The 19,054-nt window shown below is 55.9% G+C and carries 13 protein-coding genes; 3 read left to right on the forward strand and 10 right to left on the reverse strand.

The genetic code is table 11. The features are described 5' to 3' along the window. Window positions 1-213: 213 nt before the first annotated feature. The gene (locus PMX21_RS04190; protein ID WP_271758236.1) at window positions 214-6,858 is read right to left on the reverse strand and encodes an MBG domain-containing protein; all 6,645 of its coding nucleotides are present in this window, start codon (window positions 6,856-6,858) and stop codon (window positions 214-216) included. Between the two features lie 242 nt (window positions 6,859-7,100). Here PMX21_RS04190 and PMX21_RS04195 point away from each other — a divergent pair, with 242 nt between their 5' ends. After that, window positions 7,101-7,823: a LytR/AlgR family response regulator transcription factor gene (locus PMX21_RS04195; protein WP_271758237.1), complete on the forward strand. Its 723-nt coding sequence runs from the start codon at window positions 7,101-7,103 to the stop codon at window positions 7,821-7,823. Beyond that, entirely contained in the window at window positions 7,823-9,100 is a 1,278-nt protein-coding gene (locus PMX21_RS04200) for a sensor histidine kinase (protein WP_271758239.1), read from the forward strand. Before PMX21_RS04195 ends, PMX21_RS04200 begins: the two co-directional genes overlap by 1 nt. Before the next feature lie 60 nt (window positions 9,101-9,160). On the opposite strand, the gene PMX21_RS04205 is transcribed toward PMX21_RS04200, so the two are convergent. Beyond that, complete coding sequence (locus tag PMX21_RS04205; protein ID WP_230308394.1) at window positions 9,161-9,736, reverse strand: hypothetical protein; 576 nt, start codon at window positions 9,734-9,736, stop codon at window positions 9,161-9,163. A gap of 136 nt (window positions 9,737-9,872) precedes the next feature. Between PMX21_RS04205 and trxA the strand changes: the two genes are divergently transcribed. After that, the gene (trxA, locus tag PMX21_RS04210; RefSeq protein WP_271758242.1) at window positions 9,873-10,193 is read left to right on the forward strand and encodes a thioredoxin; all 321 of its coding nucleotides are present in this window, start codon (window positions 9,873-9,875) and stop codon (window positions 10,191-10,193) included. A gap of 177 nt (window positions 10,194-10,370) precedes the next feature. Here the strand turns inward: trxA and PMX21_RS04215 are convergent, their stop codons facing one another. The 8 genes from PMX21_RS04215 to PMX21_RS04250 are packed head-to-tail and all read right to left on the reverse strand — an operon-like array spanning window position 10,371 to window position 18,928. After that, window positions 10,371-11,402: a YARHG domain-containing protein gene (locus tag PMX21_RS04215; protein ID WP_271758243.1), complete on the reverse strand. Its 1,032-nt coding sequence runs from the start codon at window positions 11,400-11,402 to the stop codon at window positions 10,371-10,373. A 23-nt stretch (window positions 11,403-11,425) separates the two neighbouring features. After that, the gene (locus tag PMX21_RS04220; RefSeq protein ID WP_271758245.1) at window positions 11,426-12,232 is read right to left on the reverse strand and encodes an N-acetylmuramoyl-L-alanine amidase; all 807 of its coding nucleotides are present in this window, start codon (window positions 12,230-12,232) and stop codon (window positions 11,426-11,428) included. 10 nt (window positions 12,233-12,242) lie between these two features. Beyond that, window positions 12,243-12,506 carry a hypothetical protein gene (locus tag PMX21_RS04225; protein WP_271758247.1) on the reverse strand — a complete coding sequence of 88 codons (264 nt, stop codon included), beginning with the start codon at window positions 12,504-12,506 and terminating at the stop codon, window positions 12,243-12,245. An 18-nt stretch (window positions 12,507-12,524) separates the two neighbouring features. Further along, window positions 12,525-13,112 (reverse strand): hypothetical protein, encoded by a 588-nt coding sequence (locus tag PMX21_RS04230; protein ID WP_271758249.1) that lies wholly within the window; start codon window positions 13,110-13,112, stop codon window positions 12,525-12,527. After that, window positions 13,099-15,804 (reverse strand): FtsK/SpoIIIE domain-containing protein, encoded by a 2,706-nt coding sequence (locus PMX21_RS04235; RefSeq protein WP_271758251.1) that lies wholly within the window; start codon window positions 15,802-15,804, stop codon window positions 13,099-13,101. Before PMX21_RS04235 ends, PMX21_RS04230 begins: the two co-directional genes overlap by 14 nt. Further along, a complete protein-coding gene (locus PMX21_RS04240) occupies window positions 15,804-16,250 on the reverse strand; it encodes a nucleotide exchange factor GrpE (RefSeq protein WP_271758253.1) in 447 nt (148 codons plus the stop codon). Before PMX21_RS04240 ends, PMX21_RS04235 begins: the two co-directional genes overlap by 1 nt. Continuing rightward, entirely contained in the window at window positions 16,250-17,359 is a 1,110-nt protein-coding gene (locus tag PMX21_RS04245) for a J domain-containing protein (protein ID WP_271758255.1), read from the reverse strand. The genes PMX21_RS04240 and PMX21_RS04245 overlap by 1 nt, the downstream gene beginning before the upstream one ends. 9 nt (window positions 17,360-17,368) lie before the next feature. Then, window positions 17,369-18,928 carry an Hsp70 family protein gene (locus PMX21_RS04250; protein WP_271758256.1) on the reverse strand — a complete coding sequence of 520 codons (1,560 nt, stop codon included), beginning with the start codon at window positions 18,926-18,928 and terminating at the stop codon, window positions 17,369-17,371. Between the last annotated feature and the right edge of the window lie 126 nt (window positions 18,929-19,054).

Raw genomic sequence — 19,054 nt, forward strand, 5'->3', positions numbered from 1 at the left:
CAGCAAAATCGCCTTGTTTGGAGCCCCATCGCGACTCTGAAGGACGAAAATCGATGTACTTTTGGCCGCTGGCACCAATTTTTGAGGCCATTTGGCTGCCACCAAACTGGTAACAGTACTCATATTTGGCCTTTTTTGACCACCGGGTTTCCGGCAGACCCCAAAAGCGGGCCCGAATCGCTCGATCCGGGCCCGCTGGGGACTGGTGCGCGACTACGCGCGGCGCTTCATGGCCCACGCCAGCAGCAGGGCTGCCACACCGGCAGCGAGTACGGCACCGGCCATGGCGTACGCGCTGTCGCCGGACTGAGGCAACGTCTTCTTGCTAGCCTTCTTCTTGGACTTAGACGTCGTAGTCGTGGTCGTAGTAGTCGTGGTAGTCTGGCCAGGAGCGGGCTTGGCTGCCTCGGCAACGGTGAAGGTCGTCTCGGCAGTGCCCGTGGCCGAAACCACGCTCAGCTTGTGCTCGCCCACGCCGAGCGTCTTCAGGAAGCTCGCCTTGAGCGTCACGATCGTAGAGCCCTCGGTGAGCACGTAGTTCTCGGCCGCGACCTCCTTATCGTCAACCAGCACCTTCTGGAAGAACTCGAGCGGCGCGTTCGAACGGAAGCTCAGGTCCTTCGCGGCGTCGACCACCATCGTCTGACCCTTGCCGTCGGTGATCACGGGCTTCAGAATCGCGATCTCCTCGGTCTTGCCCTTCTCGTCGCAGACGGTGCACTCTTGATGCTTCTCGCCCTTGGCCTCAACGGTCGCCGGCTTGTCGACGACCCACTCAAAGGTGTGCCCGGCCTTGTCGATGATGTCGCCGCAGCGGCAGACATGCCAGTGATTCGTGACATCGTGCGCCCAACCCGTGCCGTCGGGCTCGTGCTTGAGCACGCCCTCGACCGTCACGTTCACGTCGTGCTCGACGCCCTTAAGCTCAAAGGTGCCGGTGTCGGAGAGCTCAACGGCCTTACCGTCAACCTTTACGGCGTAGTCCTTGCCCGCAAAGTACGCGCTGTCGATGCTCATGGTGAGCGTTGCGGCGCCGTGCCAGTCGAGCTCGGTTGCCGTCGCGGTGAGCGAGTAGCCCTCCTGGGTGGCCGGCAGTGCCACGACCAACTTGCGACCGGCGGCCACGGTGACCTCGGTGACAGGCGAGGCATCATGGTTGGCCTTGGCCTGGTAGCGCACCTCGTACACGCCGGCGGCGAGATCCTTGAGCTCGGTCACGTCCTTACCCACAGCCTGGTACTCGGCGGCATCCTTGGCGCGCCACTCCATCGTCGCGTCGACGCCCGTGATCTTGCCGTCACGCTTGCCGCTCACGGTCTCGGCCGTAGCCTGAATCACCGGAGCGTCCTGAGCGGCGTTCTTGATGGAGAACCCACGCGTCAGGCCCTCGGTCGGCAGCACATAGTTGCCAGCGGCCTTGCCCGTCAGCGCTGTGAGGGTCGCCTGATACGAATCGCCAGCCTCGACCTGGGAGCCCACGACGGTCGCGCCAAGGTCATCCTTGCCGATGACGTTGCCGAGCGTTGCCTCGGGGCAGTGCTCCTTGCCGTCGTAGACAAACTCGCTGGTACCCCACGTCACGGTAAGCAGGCGCTGGTTGATGGTAAACACGCCATCGACGAACGTGATGTTGTAGTTGGAGTTGGCGCCCTTGGCCTGCGTCAGGTGCAGAGCATAGCCGCCATCACGCACGTTGTCGTTATCTTCGCGCTCGATCTCGAGGCCCTCAAGAGACTCGCTTTCAACAAGCTCGCCGGATGTGATCGCCCACGTAAACACGGGGTCAGCCTCGCCGTAAGTCTTAGAAGCGTCCTGGGCGGTGACCGTAATCGCGCGCGGCTTGACCTCGAGCGCAACCTCGCCCTCGGCGGTCGTACCGTCGATCGTCACCTTATAGGAAACAGTCAGTGTGCCGACGTCCTTGATCTTGGGGGCCTCGGGAGACCAGTTCTTGCCATCGGTGCTGTACTGGGCCGTCGCGCCCTCGGGCAGTCTCGTCGCATCAACCGTGTGATATGCACCGTCGTACTCGCCGGAGTAGCCAACGATGGCGGCAACCGGAATCTCGACTGCAGGCAACGCATGCCCACAGACCGTGCACTGCTGATGCTTGGAGCCAGCCTCGGTTGCCGTGGGCGCCTTGTCGATGACCCACTCAAAGGTGTGCGCACTCTCGTCGATCTTCTCACCGCAGGTGCACTCGTGCCAGTGCGTATTGTCGTCGGAGAGCCACTTATCGTTCACGGCCTCGTGCTTGCGCACGCCCTCGACCGTGACGACGAGGTCGCTCTCGGCGTTCAGAACAGTGAACTCGCCACGCGCGTCGGGCGTCACAACGACATTGTTGACCTTGACGGCGTAAGAGTCGTTGTCAGTAAAGTAGCCGCTCTCGATACTGACAGTGAGGGTGGTTGATCCGTGCCAGTCAAGCTCGTCCGGGTTCGCCGTGATCGTATAGCCGATCTGCTTGGTAGGCAGCGTCACGACAAACTTGCCGCCAGCGTTAACGGTAACCTCGGTGGCGGAGGAGGCATCGTGGTCACTATCGGCGCGGTAGCGCACCTCATACGTGCCGACGGCGCGGTCCGTAATCTCAGTCACGCCATCGGGCACGCCCTGATACTCGCCAGATCCCTTGGCTCGCCACTCCATCTTAGCGTCGACGCCCGTGATCTTACCGTCGGACTTGCCGCTCACAGTCTCGGCCGTGGCCTGGACCTTCGGCGCACCCTGGGGTGCCTTCTTGATGGAGAACTCACACGTCAGGCCTTCGGCGGGAAGCTTGTAGTTACCTGCGTCGTCGCCTGTCAGTTCGGTAATTTTCGCCGTGTAGGTGCCGGCTTTGACCTTGGCGCCTTCGACGTACGCGGAGATATTGTCATCGCCGACGACGTTGTGGAGCTTCGCCTGGGGGCAGTGCTCTTCGCCGTCGTAGGTGAACTCAGTAGTGGTGTCCCACGTTACGGCGAGCTCGCGCTTGCCGATCGTAAAGGTGCCATCCTTGAACGTAATCTTGTAGTTGGGGTTGGCGCCTTCGGACTGCGCTACCGTCACGGCGTAGCCGTCCTTGCGCACGGCCTCGCCGAGCTCGCGAGAGACGGTGATGCCCTGGAGGCTCTCGTCCTTGACAAGCTTGCCCTTGGTGACCTCCCAACCCAGCGCGGGATCAGAATCGCCGTACGTCTTGGAGGCGTCCAAAGCGGAAACCGTGATCGCGAGCGGAGTGACCTCGAGTGTCACCTGGCCCTCAACCGCCGCGCCATCAATCGTGACGCGATAGTCGACCGTCACACTGCCGACATCCTTGATGCTGGGCGCAACGCTCGTCCAGCCGCCGTCAGCAGCCTTGTATTCAACGACGGAACCTTCGGGCAGGGCCGAGGCATCGACAGAGTGGTCCTTGCCGTCATATTTGCCTGAGTAACCCTTAACAGCCAGGGCCGGAATCTCTACCGCGCCCGACTCGTGGCCGCACACGGAGCACTTCCCGTGCTTGGAGCCGGTCTCGGTAACCGTCGGCTGCTTGTCGATTGTCCATTCATACGCATGTTCGGCGTACATCTTAATTGTGATGGTCTCTTTATTGCCGGCAGTGTCCGTAGCCACGATTACATGCTCAGTACCGGCATCGCCTTCAGCGGCCTTAACCGTGTACCTTCCGTCCTTGCCAGCCTTGAGCTCCTTGCCGCTATCGGTAACCGTCACCGTCTCGTCGCGATCATCGAACACGTCAAACGAAACGCTCTCACAGTAGGCCTTATCTACCCACAGGTCATAAATGGTGGGGGCGTAAGTGTCCACGTAGGTATAACGTTCTTCATCCCATTTGCCGCCGCAAACCCTGCAGACCTTTTGACGAACGCCATCGGCCTCGGGCGTGGCGGGCGTAACGATCTCGTATTTCCACCTGCAGGGCTGGCGCTCCTGAGTCTTATTGCAATACTTGCAGACCTTAACGTGGCTACCTTCGCCATTCGGCTTCCAAGCTGCATTGTCGGCAACAGCATGGGGTCCCGGCTCGATCTTGACCTCGGCATCGGCAGACGCATTGTGGTTGCTATCCTCGGCAAAGCGGACGTAATACGTTCCCGATTTCGCAAGACCGGTCAGCTTATCGTCAGACGTTATCTTCTGGTAGTCCTTGCTCAACTCGTGGCGGTATTCCATTTTCTTGGTGACGCCCGAGATGGAACCGTCATTACTTCTGCACGTAGTCCAATTATTGCCCACGAGCCCAGCCGGCGCCTCCTGGTCGGCCTTGGTAATCTTCACGGTCGCCTTACCCGTAACGGTCAGGTAGTCAGATGCCGTCACGCGATAATTGGTCGTGTACTCGGCCGCATTGCGATAGGTCGGCTTATCCGTCGTCCAATCGCCACCGTCTTCGCGGTACTCGATTTTCATATCCGCCGGAACAGGGTCGTTCTTAACGTTGACCGTAATGCCGTGTTTTTCGCCGTCATAGGCACCCTCAAAGCCGGTGACCTCGAGGTCAAAACGCGCAACGTCAACAATCTCCCATTTGAGCGTCAGAACACTTGTGGTGCCGCCATCGGTCGTGAAGTTGCCCTTACCGATGACAATGCACTCGTATTGCCCTGGCTCGGTCTGCTTCAGTCCGGATTCACTTCGAGCGCTGAGCTCGTAATCCTTGCCCTCAACGAGATCGACCCACTCGCCGGCACCGTTCTTGAACTGTGCACTTTCAACGACAGGCTGATGCTCCTTGCCGTCATAGGCATACTTGCCCGCACCCTTACCGCCGTCTTTAAGAATGAACTTGTAGGATTGATTCTTGACCAAGTGACGCTGCGAAATCTCAAAAGACTTCTTGCCCTCGAGCGTCTGGCCAGAGGCAGTCTTAAAGCTCGTAACGACATAGTAGTAGCCGGCGTCCGTCGGGGCGCCCTTGAGCTTGGTGCCGTTTTTATATGCCTCGGCGTCCGCCTGAGACTTGCACTGATACCACGTGAATTCATCGCTGGCCGTTACGCCCATCTGCTCCAGATTCCACGCGCCGTCCTTATTCAAAGCAATCTTGACCGGACAGCCGTCATAGACAAGCTCAGTGCTCTGAGAGCTCGTTGCCTTGGACATGGAGAGCTTGTACGTGGCCGTCAGGTACTTTTTGGGCTTGCCGTCCTCGCCCATACCATATTCACACTCGCCGTTGCGGAACGGGCCCACGCACGATGCACGAACGCCCAAACCGTCAGCTTCGACCTTCCACTTATGCTGATGAATGGTCTCGCGGAAGGTGAGGTCACCGTTAAGGTTCACGACCTCGTACTTGTCGGAGTTGTCGTCGTTCTCGGACGAGCCGTCAGGCACAACGCCTTCGATCTTGTTGGATTCGCAGGTGCCAAGGACACGCGACTTTACGCCATTACTGTCCGCGGTCTCCTCAATCGAGATCCAAACATTGTCTCCATAGCCTCCGCGTACGGAGAAGTCAGACGCGATGTTCAGCGCCGGAACGTTGGCATCGACACTCTTTTTCTTCGGGACATACAGGCTCTTGGCGGTTCCCGTAGCTTTATCAGCTTCAGTGTACTTGTCGCCATAATTAGTATCGCCGGCGTGACTGTTCTTCCAGTAGCTCGCGATTTCCGGCGATCCGTTGAGGGTAAGGGTTCCGGCGGCGTATACCACGCACGTATTGCCGCGTGCACCATAGCGTTCAATCGTGCCACCGTTTATGTTGCAGCGAGCGCTTCGTGCAACATTGAGGGCATCGACTGTCAAGGTGCTGTCGGCCGAGCTCGAGCGCGTGCTGTGGAAGTTGTTCATCTCGCAGCTGTTGAGGTTGACCGTAGCGTTGGTGACACCCATCACGCCGGCGACAGCATAGGTATTAAGGATAGAGGAATTAGCAAAATAACGAGACGCTTCGACCGAGTTGTAACTCCTGTTCGTCTGCCTGACGCCCGCGTTCTCCCCATTGTGACCGCTGAAGCTGCAATTGTTGAACGTCGCCGTCAATTTTGCGACAGCGCTTCCGTCTTTAGGCATCTTGAAACTGCTGTTGCCATCGACGGAAACAGCACCATTGAAGTCTCCAGACGTATCGTAGAACTCGCAGTCGGTAAAAGTCGCCGTGAAGGGGTTGATGTTGCCGCCAGTCGTATTCCGGCCTTCGCGAAAGAAATGTACGGGAACGGCATACTCTTGAGCATTGCCCGCTACCGCACCAGACTTGCCAGCATAGTCCTTAATCATCAGCTTACTGAAATTTGCAGACAGATTGCCCTTGGTGTTGCCAAGCGAAATCGCAGGCACCTTTTGTTCCATACTGCTGCTGTACCAGAGGGTGAGGTCTTGCGAATCATCGCCAATCCCCAGGCTAACCGAGATGTCACCCGAAGCATTTTTGTAGCCACCGTCGTAATATCGGTCGGTCAAAAACCCGCTTACGGACTGACTCCCTCCGCGCTCATCATGAAAGCTAATGATTGGATTATTGACACCGATGAACTCAATATTGCTGCCCTGCTTGATGTTGAACAGCCATCGATTTTGACCTACCGACGAGTTCGTATAGCTGTTCACGTAGACCGTGCCATCGATGTAAATCCTTACAGGATTAATCCGAGTCGCATCCGGGGCGTCGATGGTATAGCCCGAAGTAGGCGTGACCTCACCCTTGGCGGTCTTAAGCACATAGCTACCCGGCTCAGTAATTTGAACGGGCTTGGTGCCGTCCTGCTTAAGCGACAGCACCTCGGCATTCACTCCGTCGGGCATGACCTGCGTCTCGGCACTTGCCACCGCTGGCGTTGCCACGAGCGCGCAGGCCACGGTGGCGATACCCAGTATGCGCGTCAACACAGTGCGCATCCCCATCTTCTTCTCCCTCATCACAGTTCCCCTTACCCCTATGCTTTCGCGATGTTCGTTATCACTTGGCGCCGGCGGTCGGCCTGATTCCCCGTCCGACCGCCGGCATCGATTGACATGTGTATCCATGGAGTATTGTGCGGTCGTCAAAACTGACGCCCTGCCGCTTGGCGCGAGTTGCACGCCTTGGGGCGCAAATGGGACACGCCTCCGCGGGCGGCGCGCACCCAATGTGGCAAAATCGAACTACTAAGGGGGCTCGAATGCTCAAGATTATCGCCTGCGACGACGACGTCGCTTTTCTAGATAGACTGCACCGGATGATCGACCGCTGGTCGACCGAGACGAGCACGGCAGTCGACGTTGCGCTCGTCACGCGCGGCGAGGACCTGCTGGCCCGCCATGCCGCATCGCGTGCCGACATCATTCTGCTCGACATGATCATGCCGCTCGTCAACGGCATGGACACCGCGCGGGAGCTGCGCCAATCTGACACCGCCGTGCGACTGGTGTTCCTCACCTCATCGCCCGAGTTCGCGCTGGAGTCCTATGAGGTCCGTGCCTTCGACTACCTGCTCAAGCCCGTAACGTACGAACGCCTGGCGCAACTGCTCGACGAGCTTTCGAGCATGCGACCCGCCGTGACCGATGAGCTCGTAACCAAAACGTCCTTTGGCTACCACGCCCTGCGCCTGTCTGATATCGAATATGCCGAGGCCCGCAACAAGCACGTGGTATTCCACCTGCGCGACGGGCGCGACATCGAGGCGCTCGAGCCGTTCCGCAACATCGAGGACCAGCTGGCCAAAAACGCAAGCTTCTTTAAATGTCACCGTAGCTACCAGGTCAACCTGCGCAATATCGACCACTTCAACCGCACGGATATCGTCATGCGCTCGGGCGCTTGCATCCCGCTGGCGCGCAGCTGCAAGCAGGGTTTCCAGGATGCTTACTTTGCGGCACGGTTCGAGGGCGGGAGGCGCTAATGCTCCCCACGGCCGAGATGGTACTTTGGGCAATTCACCACGCAACAACCCTGCTTTTTGGCGTTTTTGCCTCGGCGGCGCTCTGCGGTATCGAGATCAACCGGCCTCATGCGCTTGAGCTGGTGATGGTCGGCGCCGTAACCGGATGCGCATTCGGCCTCGCCAATGCCGTCGGCGGCGAGCTTTTCGCCCGTCAGGTATATCCACTCGTCGTGCATCTGCCGCTCGTCATCTATCTGTGCGCGCGTTATCGCCTGAGCCCGCTGCTCGTTATGCTGGGCGTCACCAGTGCTTATCTGAGCTGCCAGTTCAGCAACTGGATGGGCATCGCCGCGCTCGCCGCCACCGACTCGCAAATCGCGTACTACGTGGCACGCATTATCACCACGGCCGTCGTCTTTGCGATCCTGCTGCATTGGGCAAGCGACATCGGTCCGCGCCTGGCGGTCAAAACCCCCACCGAGCTCGAGATTCTGCTCATCCTGCCGCTCGTCTATTACATCTTTGACTACGCCACCAACGTCTATACCACGCTCTTCCACTCGGGCTCCGTGGTGACGGTTGAGTTTTTGGCGTTTGCGCTTTGCGCGTTCTACCTTATGTTTCTTGCTGTGTATCTGCGCGAATACGAGGCGAAGGAAATCGCCGAGCGCGAGCGCTGGATGCTCGCAACCCGCGACAGCGCAGCCATCAAGGAACTCGAAGCTTGGCGCCAATCTGGACGCGAGCTTTCGGTCCTCCGCCATGACATGCGGCACTTCCTGCGCGGCCTTGCGGCTTTGATCGAGGAGGGCCACATCGACGAGGCGCTCGAACACATCGACGAACTCTGTGAGACGAACGACCGCACCGCCGTGCGCCGCTACTGCGCCAACGACACGGTCAATATCGTGCTTTCGTCATTTAGCTCCGATATCAACCGAAACGGCATCACCGCCGATTTGCGCGCCGCCGTACCCGAGAGCGTCCATGTAGCCGACGTCGATCTGTTTAGCGTGCTCTCAAACGCCCTGGACAACGCCATCGTCGCCGCGAGCGCCGCTCCCCAGGGCAAGCGATTTGTCGATCTGGACCTGCGTTGCGAGGACGGGCAACTGCTCCTTTTGGTCTCCAACACGTTTGGGCGCCCGCCGCGCATGGTCGACGGCATGCCCGTAGCCGGGCACACCGGACACGGCTTTGGAACCAAGAGCATTAAGCTTGCCGTCGAGCGCATGGACGGCAACTGCCAGTTTCGCATTCACGGCGACCGATTTGAGCTGCGCGCCGTGATGTAGGGGCGCGACAAGCCGGCGCCGCGCTCGACCCGTCAGGACCGCCTTACCGGCTCCGGTCCACTACAGCGGCGCGGCTGCCGGGGTCAGCTGCTTGATGTATGCCCACATGCGCTGCTTGGCGGCTTTGTCAGTGAGCGCCGCCTCAAAACCGTCGAGCGCGAGCACGCGACGACCCTGCACATGGGCGACCAAGCCGGGCTTGAGCATGGCGGTATCGAAGTCGTCGATTGCCACGAGCATGTCGGCATAGGTCTCGCGCATGGTATCGGCCGCGCGATCGTCCAGCAGCAGAACTGCCTCGGGGTCCAAAGCCTCGAGTGCCTCGCGGAACAGCTCGCACGGCAGGCCCTCGCCTGTCGCAACCGCTCCGTCGCCCGCCCCGGCGACGCTCGCCAGCACGCAAAAATCCTCGGGCGCGTAGCCGATGGCACCGAGCGCCTTGCGCAGCGCGGCACCGTCTGGACCGGCAGCCAGCTCGCCGCCCGCACGTTCGGCATCGTCTAAATCACCTTTTACCAGTACAATCGGCGAGCACGCGTTGCCCGCGATACGCACGCCGCGACCCGCGAGCGATGCGAGCTCCTGCTCGGTCGCCTGGGCGATAGCTTCTTTTTTCTGGCTTTGTGACGTGGGCATGCGCTCTCCAATCGTTTGCGTGCCCACCATTATATAAAAGAGCCGCCCGCGAGTGGTTGCATTGCGGGCCGTTGGGTATAAGCACGGTCGTACTGAGTTTTACGCGGCCGAGCCGCGTCGCACTATGGAGGTCACCATGGCTGACATTAAGCAGATTACCCCCGAGAACTTCGATTCCGTCGTTAACAGCAGCCTTCCCGTGCTGGTTGATTTTTGGGCACCGTGGTGCGGTCCCTGTCGTTCGCTCTCGCCCATCGTTGACGAAGTGGCCGACGAGCTGGCCGGCAAACTTGCCGTCGCCAAATGCAACGTCGACGACAATCAGGACCTGGCCATGAAGTTTGGCGTTATGAGCATCCCCACGCTGGTTGTCTTTAAGAACGGCGAGGAAATCGACCGCTCCGTTGGCGCGCTGCCCAAGGCCAGGCTGCAGGCGCTGCTTGAGAAGCACCTGTAATACGCCGGTCATGTGCTGCCGTCCATGAGCGGTTTTGCGCCGCTCACCGGAGAGCCGGGCGCTGCGCCCGCGACCACGGATAGTATGGTAATCACAAACAGCCCCCAGTGAACGGGTGCGGGTCAGACGGACTCGCACCCGTTTTCTTCATTTGCCTAGTCTTTGCCACAAGTTTTGTTATGGATTTAAAAACTCAGATCCGATAGCACGTTCGTAAGACTGGATCGTTTCGGCATTTGCCCTCTCGATATCATTAAGCGGTGATGTCATCGCATCAAATTCCTCAGGCGAGTATATGCCTTCATACCATTCCTTATTGTTGAAATACTCTTGGATCTTCTCGTCCTTGAACTTGCGACCATGGCGTGCATATATTTCATTTCTTGCCAAGCAAAGCTCCCATGTGCTCATACCCATTTCTTTAATCTCCGCCTCGGTATAGCGCCGTGAGTCGCTTTCAGAAAGTAAGTAACCGTCTACCGTCGAACTCTTCGCATCACAGTAATAGGAAAAGCTATCCATAACCTTATGTGATTGATCATCAATATATGACACGACAACCGTACGGCTATCACCCGAATCGCTACCGAGCGTCGATCGATATGCGAGCTTGCAAACTCCGTCCGAACCAACTACAACACTCCGGGGGTTAGTCGAAGCCTGCTCACCGTTCGTACCCGCTTCTTTCAGGGACCAATTCTCCGGCTTCGACAACGCCTCTGTCGAAGAGCCGGTCACCTTGACATTCACCACCATCTCTGGAAACCCGGCGGAGTTATTTGATACCACTATTAATTCAGTTGCGCGCTCGTCGTCGGCCTCGTCCTTTTCATCTGAGTTTTCCGACTCAAACTCATCGGCGTCCGATTTATACATCGTATGCTGATAGGTTTGAGTGAATTCTGGTGATGAGTGCCCGCCCCCGAATCGATTCCAAACATAAAAGCCGCCAACAATGATGGCGGCCACCAGGCCAATTATCACGATTTTATTTGAATCGAATCCGCCAGTTAACCCAATTGCTCTTTTACCTAGTTCGTTGCCAGAATCCTCCGCCGCTGCCCTCCCCTTCGCATTATCCTTGACATCGAATGGCATCCGCTCATTCTCTGTGGTCGACCGGCCCACGTCAGAAGATACTTTCGCAGCACAAAAGGGGCAGTAAACCGTCCCCTCTTCTATCTCTGCGTTACATTTGGGACACTTCACTGTCTCCCCTTTCAATCCGTCTTTTAGCCATCAACATGACGTCGATATTCTTGATAGTTCGACAGATATGATGAGAATTCCGCCGATGTATCCGAATTTCCCGTCCGCCACGCCTTGTGGTCGATAATCTGGCTCTTGAACCTGTAGTACTCATCGATATACGCAATTAGACCGTCGACAGCGATAAGCTGCTCTTCGGGGTAATCGCCCGATCCCCCAACATGGACCATCTCAATCCCAACGGAATAAGAGTTCATGCCGTAATCGGGGTAACTTCCCCCTATCGGTAACGTTCCGACCTTGTCATCTCTCGAATCATCGATTGTTCCATACTGCTCGTTCTTCCCAGCATCGCCAAAACCGGCATGGTGCGCGATTTGATCGAGAGGCACACATTGAACGATCGACCCATCTTTTCCAACAACAAAATGAGCCGCTACCTTATTGCCGTTGGACTCCCACCAATCGATGACACTTTCAGGGGAAGAATCGCCCTCCGTATCGTGCAAAACGATGTACTTCTGAAACTCAGGACCCTTAGGCCCATGCGCCAAGTCGGCGTAGTACCGTTCTTGAATGCTTGGCTGAAATTCCGAACCCCCATCGATGGACGAAGAGCGAGATTCGTCTTGCTCTACAACCCCTGAAACCGTGTCAGCAACTCTCGCATTGCAGATATCAAGCACATCTCCAACACTATCTGCACAAGCCGCCAGCACGCAATTGCTTCCGCTGGATTTCACGACCTTTCTCACGCCAATACGACCGACCAGAACAATTCCCAAGCCGAACAAGAAAACGGCAAGCGCGGAGACGAGCCCCCGCGCCACCCATAAACGCCTAGAGCGAGCTTGCATACGTGCTGACTACATCGCATGCCGTACTGATAAGGCCACCCGCCTCGAGCAGCTTTGCCGCTGCCGCTCCAAGCTGCCCAACCGCCTCATTTTGAGCGGTCGAATTTGTTCCTTCCATTGCCGCGTTAAGCATGTCATGCAGTGAATCGAGATCGTCCGCCACCGTGACGCACACACCTCGCTGCGTCTCCATCTTCGACACCAACGCGTTCAGCTCTGCAACGAGCTGGCCGATGTTCTGACTCATTTCTGTTCCTTTCCGTTGTCACAACAACCCAAATAGCACATTCGCAATAAGCGAAATTACCCCAATACAGCACGCGCATAGAACCGCCGCCTGAGAAAGGCAGCCGCCTTTCGACTCCTCGGCTTTAACGGGAAGAGGATCCGACATCGCCTTCTCTTCTTCCACCAGAAGACGCTTCCGGTCAAGAGCCGCCCGTCGAGCATCCAGTGCATTTGAAGATCGCTGACTCAACTCGTTCACAGACGTATCTTTTTCAATCATCTCGATATAGCAATCGATTTTCTTGATAAGCCCTGATAACGAAGAGGCAAGCTCGGCAGCGTCTTCATTCGACGCAATCGGTCTTACCATGTTCGGAAGCGCAGCGCCGACGTCCTTCGCGTGACTCCCCGCAAGTCGTTTAGACAATTGCGAAAAAGCTTCCTGTGCTTGATGCGCCAGGCAATCTATCTCCGCTTTCTTCTTGCCCGCCATGCTCCTCGCAGAGGTCGACTCCCGATCACAACGATCGCACTCCTGCTTAACAAGCTGGGCGGTCGACGCCTCCGATTTCAGAAATCGTTCTGCTTCGGACAGATACCTTTCGTACAAATCATCCCTGCCCATCGTCGCCCCTCCTCCATAATCGCGTTGCGACAAAGGGCATGAGCTTCATTGAGGGACGTCCCGAAGAAGCCTCCTTGTAAAGGACCCGGTTCTCTTGCCCGTTCCACTGGCACAGCGGGCCATCCAACTGCTTCGCTGCGACATTCGAGCCAAACAGACACGCCACGCCGTCAAAAGACGACAGTCCCGATGAACCCAACTGCGCTGAAAGCGCTACGGGGTTTTGCCAATGGCAGACAAAGTGGATTCCGTGCATAGGAGCCTCACGGAATACCTTTTGAATCTTCTGCTGAGCACCAAAGTCGAAAGATCCTAGTGAGTCCGCATTCGGCACCAACACAAACCGCTCCCGCCCACATTCTTCCCCGACATCATTTCTCTGAAGACAATTGGTAATCCATGCAGCCGCTTCGTCCGAAGGCACGACCTCCGGAGAAACCCCCGCACGAGCGCATATCTCCAGAGTCGAATTAGAAACATGGCGCGCGCCATCCTCCACTACAGTAAACTCAGCGCCTCGCTCATAGCGTGCAAGCGATAAAACAAGCGTTTCCATAACGCACGCCGCAAGATCGACAGAATTCGGAAGATCACCGAGCCCTGGCAGCGTTCCCCTGCCCACAAGAGCGATATTGCTTCCCGCAGCTCTTTCAAACGGGAAATATATCGGTGCCAACCCAGCAGAAACACCCCGGCCAAGCAAGGCGCTCGGCACGTTACCTGAATCTATGTCGTTCTGCTCAAGGAGGACCTCAGTCAACTCCGGCAGAGTGCTTCCGTCGAAAACCACCGGTTCATCAAGGTGCTCTTTTGGCATTGCATAGAACTTGTTCCTGAGACTGTCCAACGTGGCATCCTCAGCAAACGGCGTAAGCACCGTCACATTTGCGCTCGGATTTCCGTAATCTTCGTTCAGAATCGCCTGTCCCCTGAACCTTAGACTAGCAGCTGCCTCGTTAAAGGGTCCGAAAGTCGCCCGCGACTCCGCCGGCGAGTTTTTCAGTCCGATACGGATAGGAAACTGTGCGAAGAACTTGCCCTGGGAAATGGCAAGATTGGTTATCCCGCCGATACTTTGTGACGCCAATATCACGTGAATACCGTATGCACGATAGAGGCGAACGATGCGTTCCAAAAGTTCACAGGCTTCCTTGCCTCTCGCGCCTTCTAGAAATAGCTGGAACTCATCAATGACCACAACGATACGCGGCATCTTATTCCCGCTATTGCGCCGATACTTGAGCAGATTATCTCCGTAAGGCTTGATCGCAGCGGCCCTCCGTTTGGCCTCGGCGGCTATGGAATTCAGCACATCCATGGCAAAGTCTTCATCGGCCTCAAGCCCAAATGCCTTTACCTGCGGTAGATACTCGGGGGAATCCGGCGTGGGAGCCATGGGAAACAGGGTAACGCCCTCTTTGAAATCAAACAGATAGAGTTCCAACTCGTCGGGAGAATACCTGGCACACAAACCGTAGATGATATCTTTCAACAGATTCGATTTACCCTGTCCGACCGCGCCGGTTATCAGTGCATTATGTCTTTGAGTCTCATTCGAGCCAATCGTGACATCAACCGTCTGGGTTCCACGCAGACCCAGCGAGAACGTGACTCCATCCTCGCTCGTCTCCATCCAATACTCCGCGGGAAGCACCGACTCGATCTTTACTTCGGGCAACCGCAGCTCTGCCGCTGATCGGGCCATCCGCTCCGCGGCTTGCGCCGATTCAATCGTGTCAAGCTCGTAGAGCTCAACATCGTAGCCATCGTGACCCAGCCATCGGGCATGACTGCCCGAGAATAGTTCGAGACGCTCCGAAACAGGATAGGAACGTTTCTTCTCGCAATACCATTTGGGCAAGTCGTCCATCTTAGGTTGTATCATTAGGAAAGAAGCGCCTGCCTTTGGGGCCGCCTTCATCAGCGAGCAGATACGGTCGTATTGCTCGGCAGCCATTCCCATCGGCATATCGTGGATCACAACGAGCTGGTACTTCTCGACCGGCATTCCGACCCGTTGGTGATATACCGCCAGGCTCTCATCGTCTGACAGTAACTCGTTGTTGATTTGCGTCACACGGTCGGTCAGCTCGTTAAGTAAGGCGTCGAGTTCGCCTCTCGAATGCAAATACCTGACCGCTGTCTCGCCTTGCCCGTTCCGGCCAATCGTCGAAAAAGGAGCCTCGATGTTTTTGAGTGCCGGGTCAAAACTAATGATTTCAACTTGCGACGCTGAAGTCGATAAAAGCGTCTTGGCCTCTACCTCGCGTACTACCCCGTCTGAAATGCAGCCCTCGCCTGAAACCGACATCACGATATTGCCATGACCAAGCAACGGAACGATAAAGGGCACCGTAAACAAATCGTCGCGTTTTGAAGTTTTCGACATCGATCCAATCTGGATATACTCGGCGGCATTGAGGGCCGAGCCTTCCTCGATCGCCAGCAACTCGTCAACGGTATCCTGCACTCGCTTTTTCAAAAGGGCGTTGCGGCGCTTCTCCCGGATGCTGAGTTTATTGAGCGCTCGTGTTTTTGCCTCCTGTCTCTCCTTCAGCGTCATCTGCAGCCACGTATCAACGGAGGCAGATTGGGATTCACAAGCTCCCAGCAGATGAGCCTGGCATTCCTTGACCTCGCTGAGCGCTTGCCTCATTTCGGCATAGGTCTCTTCCAGCGACATATTGGCCATCAGTCCTCTTCGTGCCGAAAGACAACCACTCGCGCTGGACGGAGAAGTCTTCCACCAATCCTGTAACCGTCTCGCTCTACGCGAGCCACCTTTCCATCTTTGAAGGCGTCGTCTGTCTTAATCAATCCAACGATTTCATGCTCATGTAGGTTAACTGTCTCGTCGCACAGAACAGACTCAAGCCCGTAATGGCTACAAACCTCGATAATCTCATCCGCAATCGAAGACCTCAAGTCCTCTGACAGCGGCTCATTCTTAACTCTATCAACAGCAAGCAGCAGCTCACTGAATAATCCTGCATAAGCTTCGCCAGTGGCCAGGTCTTTGATTTTTCTTGAATCTGATTTGAGAGAAGCGAGAGACGCTCTGAGCCGTTCTGCACAGTCAATAATTGCTTGGCGATCCATCTCCAAGCTGTCGAGTGCTTGGTCCCAGCGCACGTCCATTATTGGAGCCCCGTCCTCTTTGCAAGCTCTCCTAATTTGCGGGCATTGATCATCCATCCGGTCGGTACAACAAAGAAGAATGCATACAGGAGCAGCCCAAAGAACAGAACGAGCGTCAAGAGAGCGCCACTTGACCCGCTTATCATAAATAAGAAGGTCAAGCCGCAGAGAATCCAAAACCATCGGGCCGGTGCAATGTAGTGCCTTTTACGCGCCCAGTCGATAAGGCCCTCCATTTTCTCAATCCATTCCTCATCAGCCTTGTCGATATTTCCCAACGCGCGCATTTCACTAACGACAAGTTCAGCATGCTGGATTTGTTTCATATTGGTGAAATAGCCAGCATTATCCTTTGAGCTCATTTTGTTCTCGACATCCGTCTCTAGACACCGGCATAACGAGCTTAGGACGGGTCCATAATCCGGATGTGCCTCATGAAGATTGCGCGCCATAGTGAGGGCCTGGTCAAATTTCCCCTGAAGATAACGCGCATCAACCAAGCGCGCCATAATCGTATAGTCGCTCTTATCAATCTGCTGGGCCTTCAGAAACTCAGCCTCGGCGTCTGCGTATTTATCAATCATTATGTACGAGTCGCCCAACAGCCTATGAGCGGTCGCCTGATTCGAGCCAAGCTTCAGCAACTCAGATGCAGCAAAAATGGATTCGTCATACTTGTCCATCGAATATGCTGCCAGAGCCCACACAAGCCATGCTTCCGCATCGGTTGAGCAATTCCTTGTTGCCTCCCTAGCGGCAAAACAAGCGTTGGCACTCTGACCGTTTTTGAAATAATCTTTCGCTTCTGATGTCCAGTCTTTCTCGGCGGTTGCAGCACGGGCGTCTTTTTCCAGGTCCCTCTTGCTGTCACTCTTCCCGCTATCATATGTGGCATCGTATTCCAAGCGTTTTGAACTGTTGTGAAACAACGAATCTGCTTCATTTAAGAGCTGCATCATCCTTTCGGCGTTTGCTCTTTGCATAGCATCCGGAGATCCTTCGAGGCGCCTGAAGCGCTTTCGTGTTTTCTTAATCGCCTCTTCAATCTCCTCAATCGGCGCATTCTTTTCCAGTTCGAGAATTTCATAGTAGTCAACAAATTCTTCCATCAGTGTCCCCTATCCAATTTCGATGTTCTTCATCTTGTTAACGGCGGCATCAAGTTGCCGCTCGTCCATATTCGCCACACGGTCGATTTCGAACTCGCCATACAGCTGGCCGCTCTCCCCGTCATATAGACGGATATGCACCGTCTGTTCTTTGTCGTATTCGTAAACCACGCGGACGGGAGATCCCTTGGGCAACCCGGGCGGAAGCGGTATTTCCTTTGAACCGATAATGACCACAAAGTTCAAGTCTGGGTCATCGCCTTGTGTCACCTGAACATCGACGTACGACTGGTTCTCGCTCACCGTTGCTGCGTCCTGTGAATAACTCCCCGGCACGGGTGAATTCCTCGGAATCACGACATTGTTGTAGTCTTTGCCGTCTTTCCCGAGCATCACAACCCCCAAAGGTTGCGAGGTAACATCGGCAATGACTACGCTCGGAGCCGTAAAGAGGGGCATATCCGGCAAACTATTTTCCGCCGATCCTGCCACGTCAATGCTCGATTCCATTTCTATTGCGGCCTGAACGGCAGCCCCCATGGCGACAGCCTCATCGGGATTTACCCCAAGCTCGGGTTTCATCCCCGAAATATCTTCGATTAACTTGTGTACCATTGGCATACGCGTTGAGCCACCAACGAGGACCACATGATCGATCTGGCCCCATGAATAACCGGTGTCCTCGAGCACGTCCTCGACCAGCTCCTGCGTTCGATTCAGGAGTGACCTACTCGCCCGCTCGAAATCTTCGCGAGAAATAGCCACACGATAAGGCTTTCCGTCTTTCGAAATGTGAAGGTTGGCTTTTGCCACGTTCGAAAGAGTGCGCTTAACCATTTCGCATTTCTCTCGAAGCTCGGCACTTATCAGATAATCCTCGAGAACATTACCAGCGCCCTGTTTCGAGAGCTCTTCTGCCACAAACGACATTAGAGCGTTATCGAAATCGAATCCGCCCAAGTTCCTATCGTCATCGGTTCCGATAACCGTAAAGCAACCGTCCTCTATCTTAAGAAGCGTCACGTCGAACGTTCCGCCGCCCAGATCATAGACAAGCGTGACGCCGTTCTTCTCGGTATCGAGACCAAAAGAAAGGGCTGCGGCCGTCGGTTCATTCAACACGCGAAGCACTTTGGTGCCCGCAATTACACCTGCCTGCTTTGTCGCAGTTCTTCTTGCATCATCAAAATATGCGGGAACCGTAATCACGGCTCCGCATACTTCTTCTCCAAGTGCCTGCTCGGCATCTTGCAATAATTTTTTGACAATAAGGGAGGAAACCTCTTCTGCAGAGTAGGAAACGCCCGAGTCGGAGTCGAATCTCCAATCCGGATTTCCCATCTGCCGTTTAACGAACTGGACAACATTATCGGGATCACTTGCCGCCGAATGCTTGGCCATCGTTCCAACAAGCGGCTCGTCTTTTCCGTCAAATGATTGGAATAAAACAACCGAAGGTGTAGTCGGTTCTCCGTCCGCATTCTTCAGTATTTCGGGAAGTCCATCGTCTCCCAACACAGCGACGGCCGAATAGGTCGTCCCAAGATCGATTCCAACAACTCTCCCCATAGCCACCATTCCTCGATGTCTATTTCTATTGGTTTTGAGTTTATTCATATTAGACTTTATGTCAATTATTGCACCTAAGAACAATTCAGTTAGACATTTGACCGGCGTTGAAATGCAAAGTTGCTC

Origin of the sequence: Collinsella aerofaciens (assembly GCF_028209885.1) — a bacterium.
Taxonomy (GTDB): Bacteria; Actinomycetota; Coriobacteriia; order Coriobacteriales; family Coriobacteriaceae; genus Collinsella; species Collinsella aerofaciens_BA.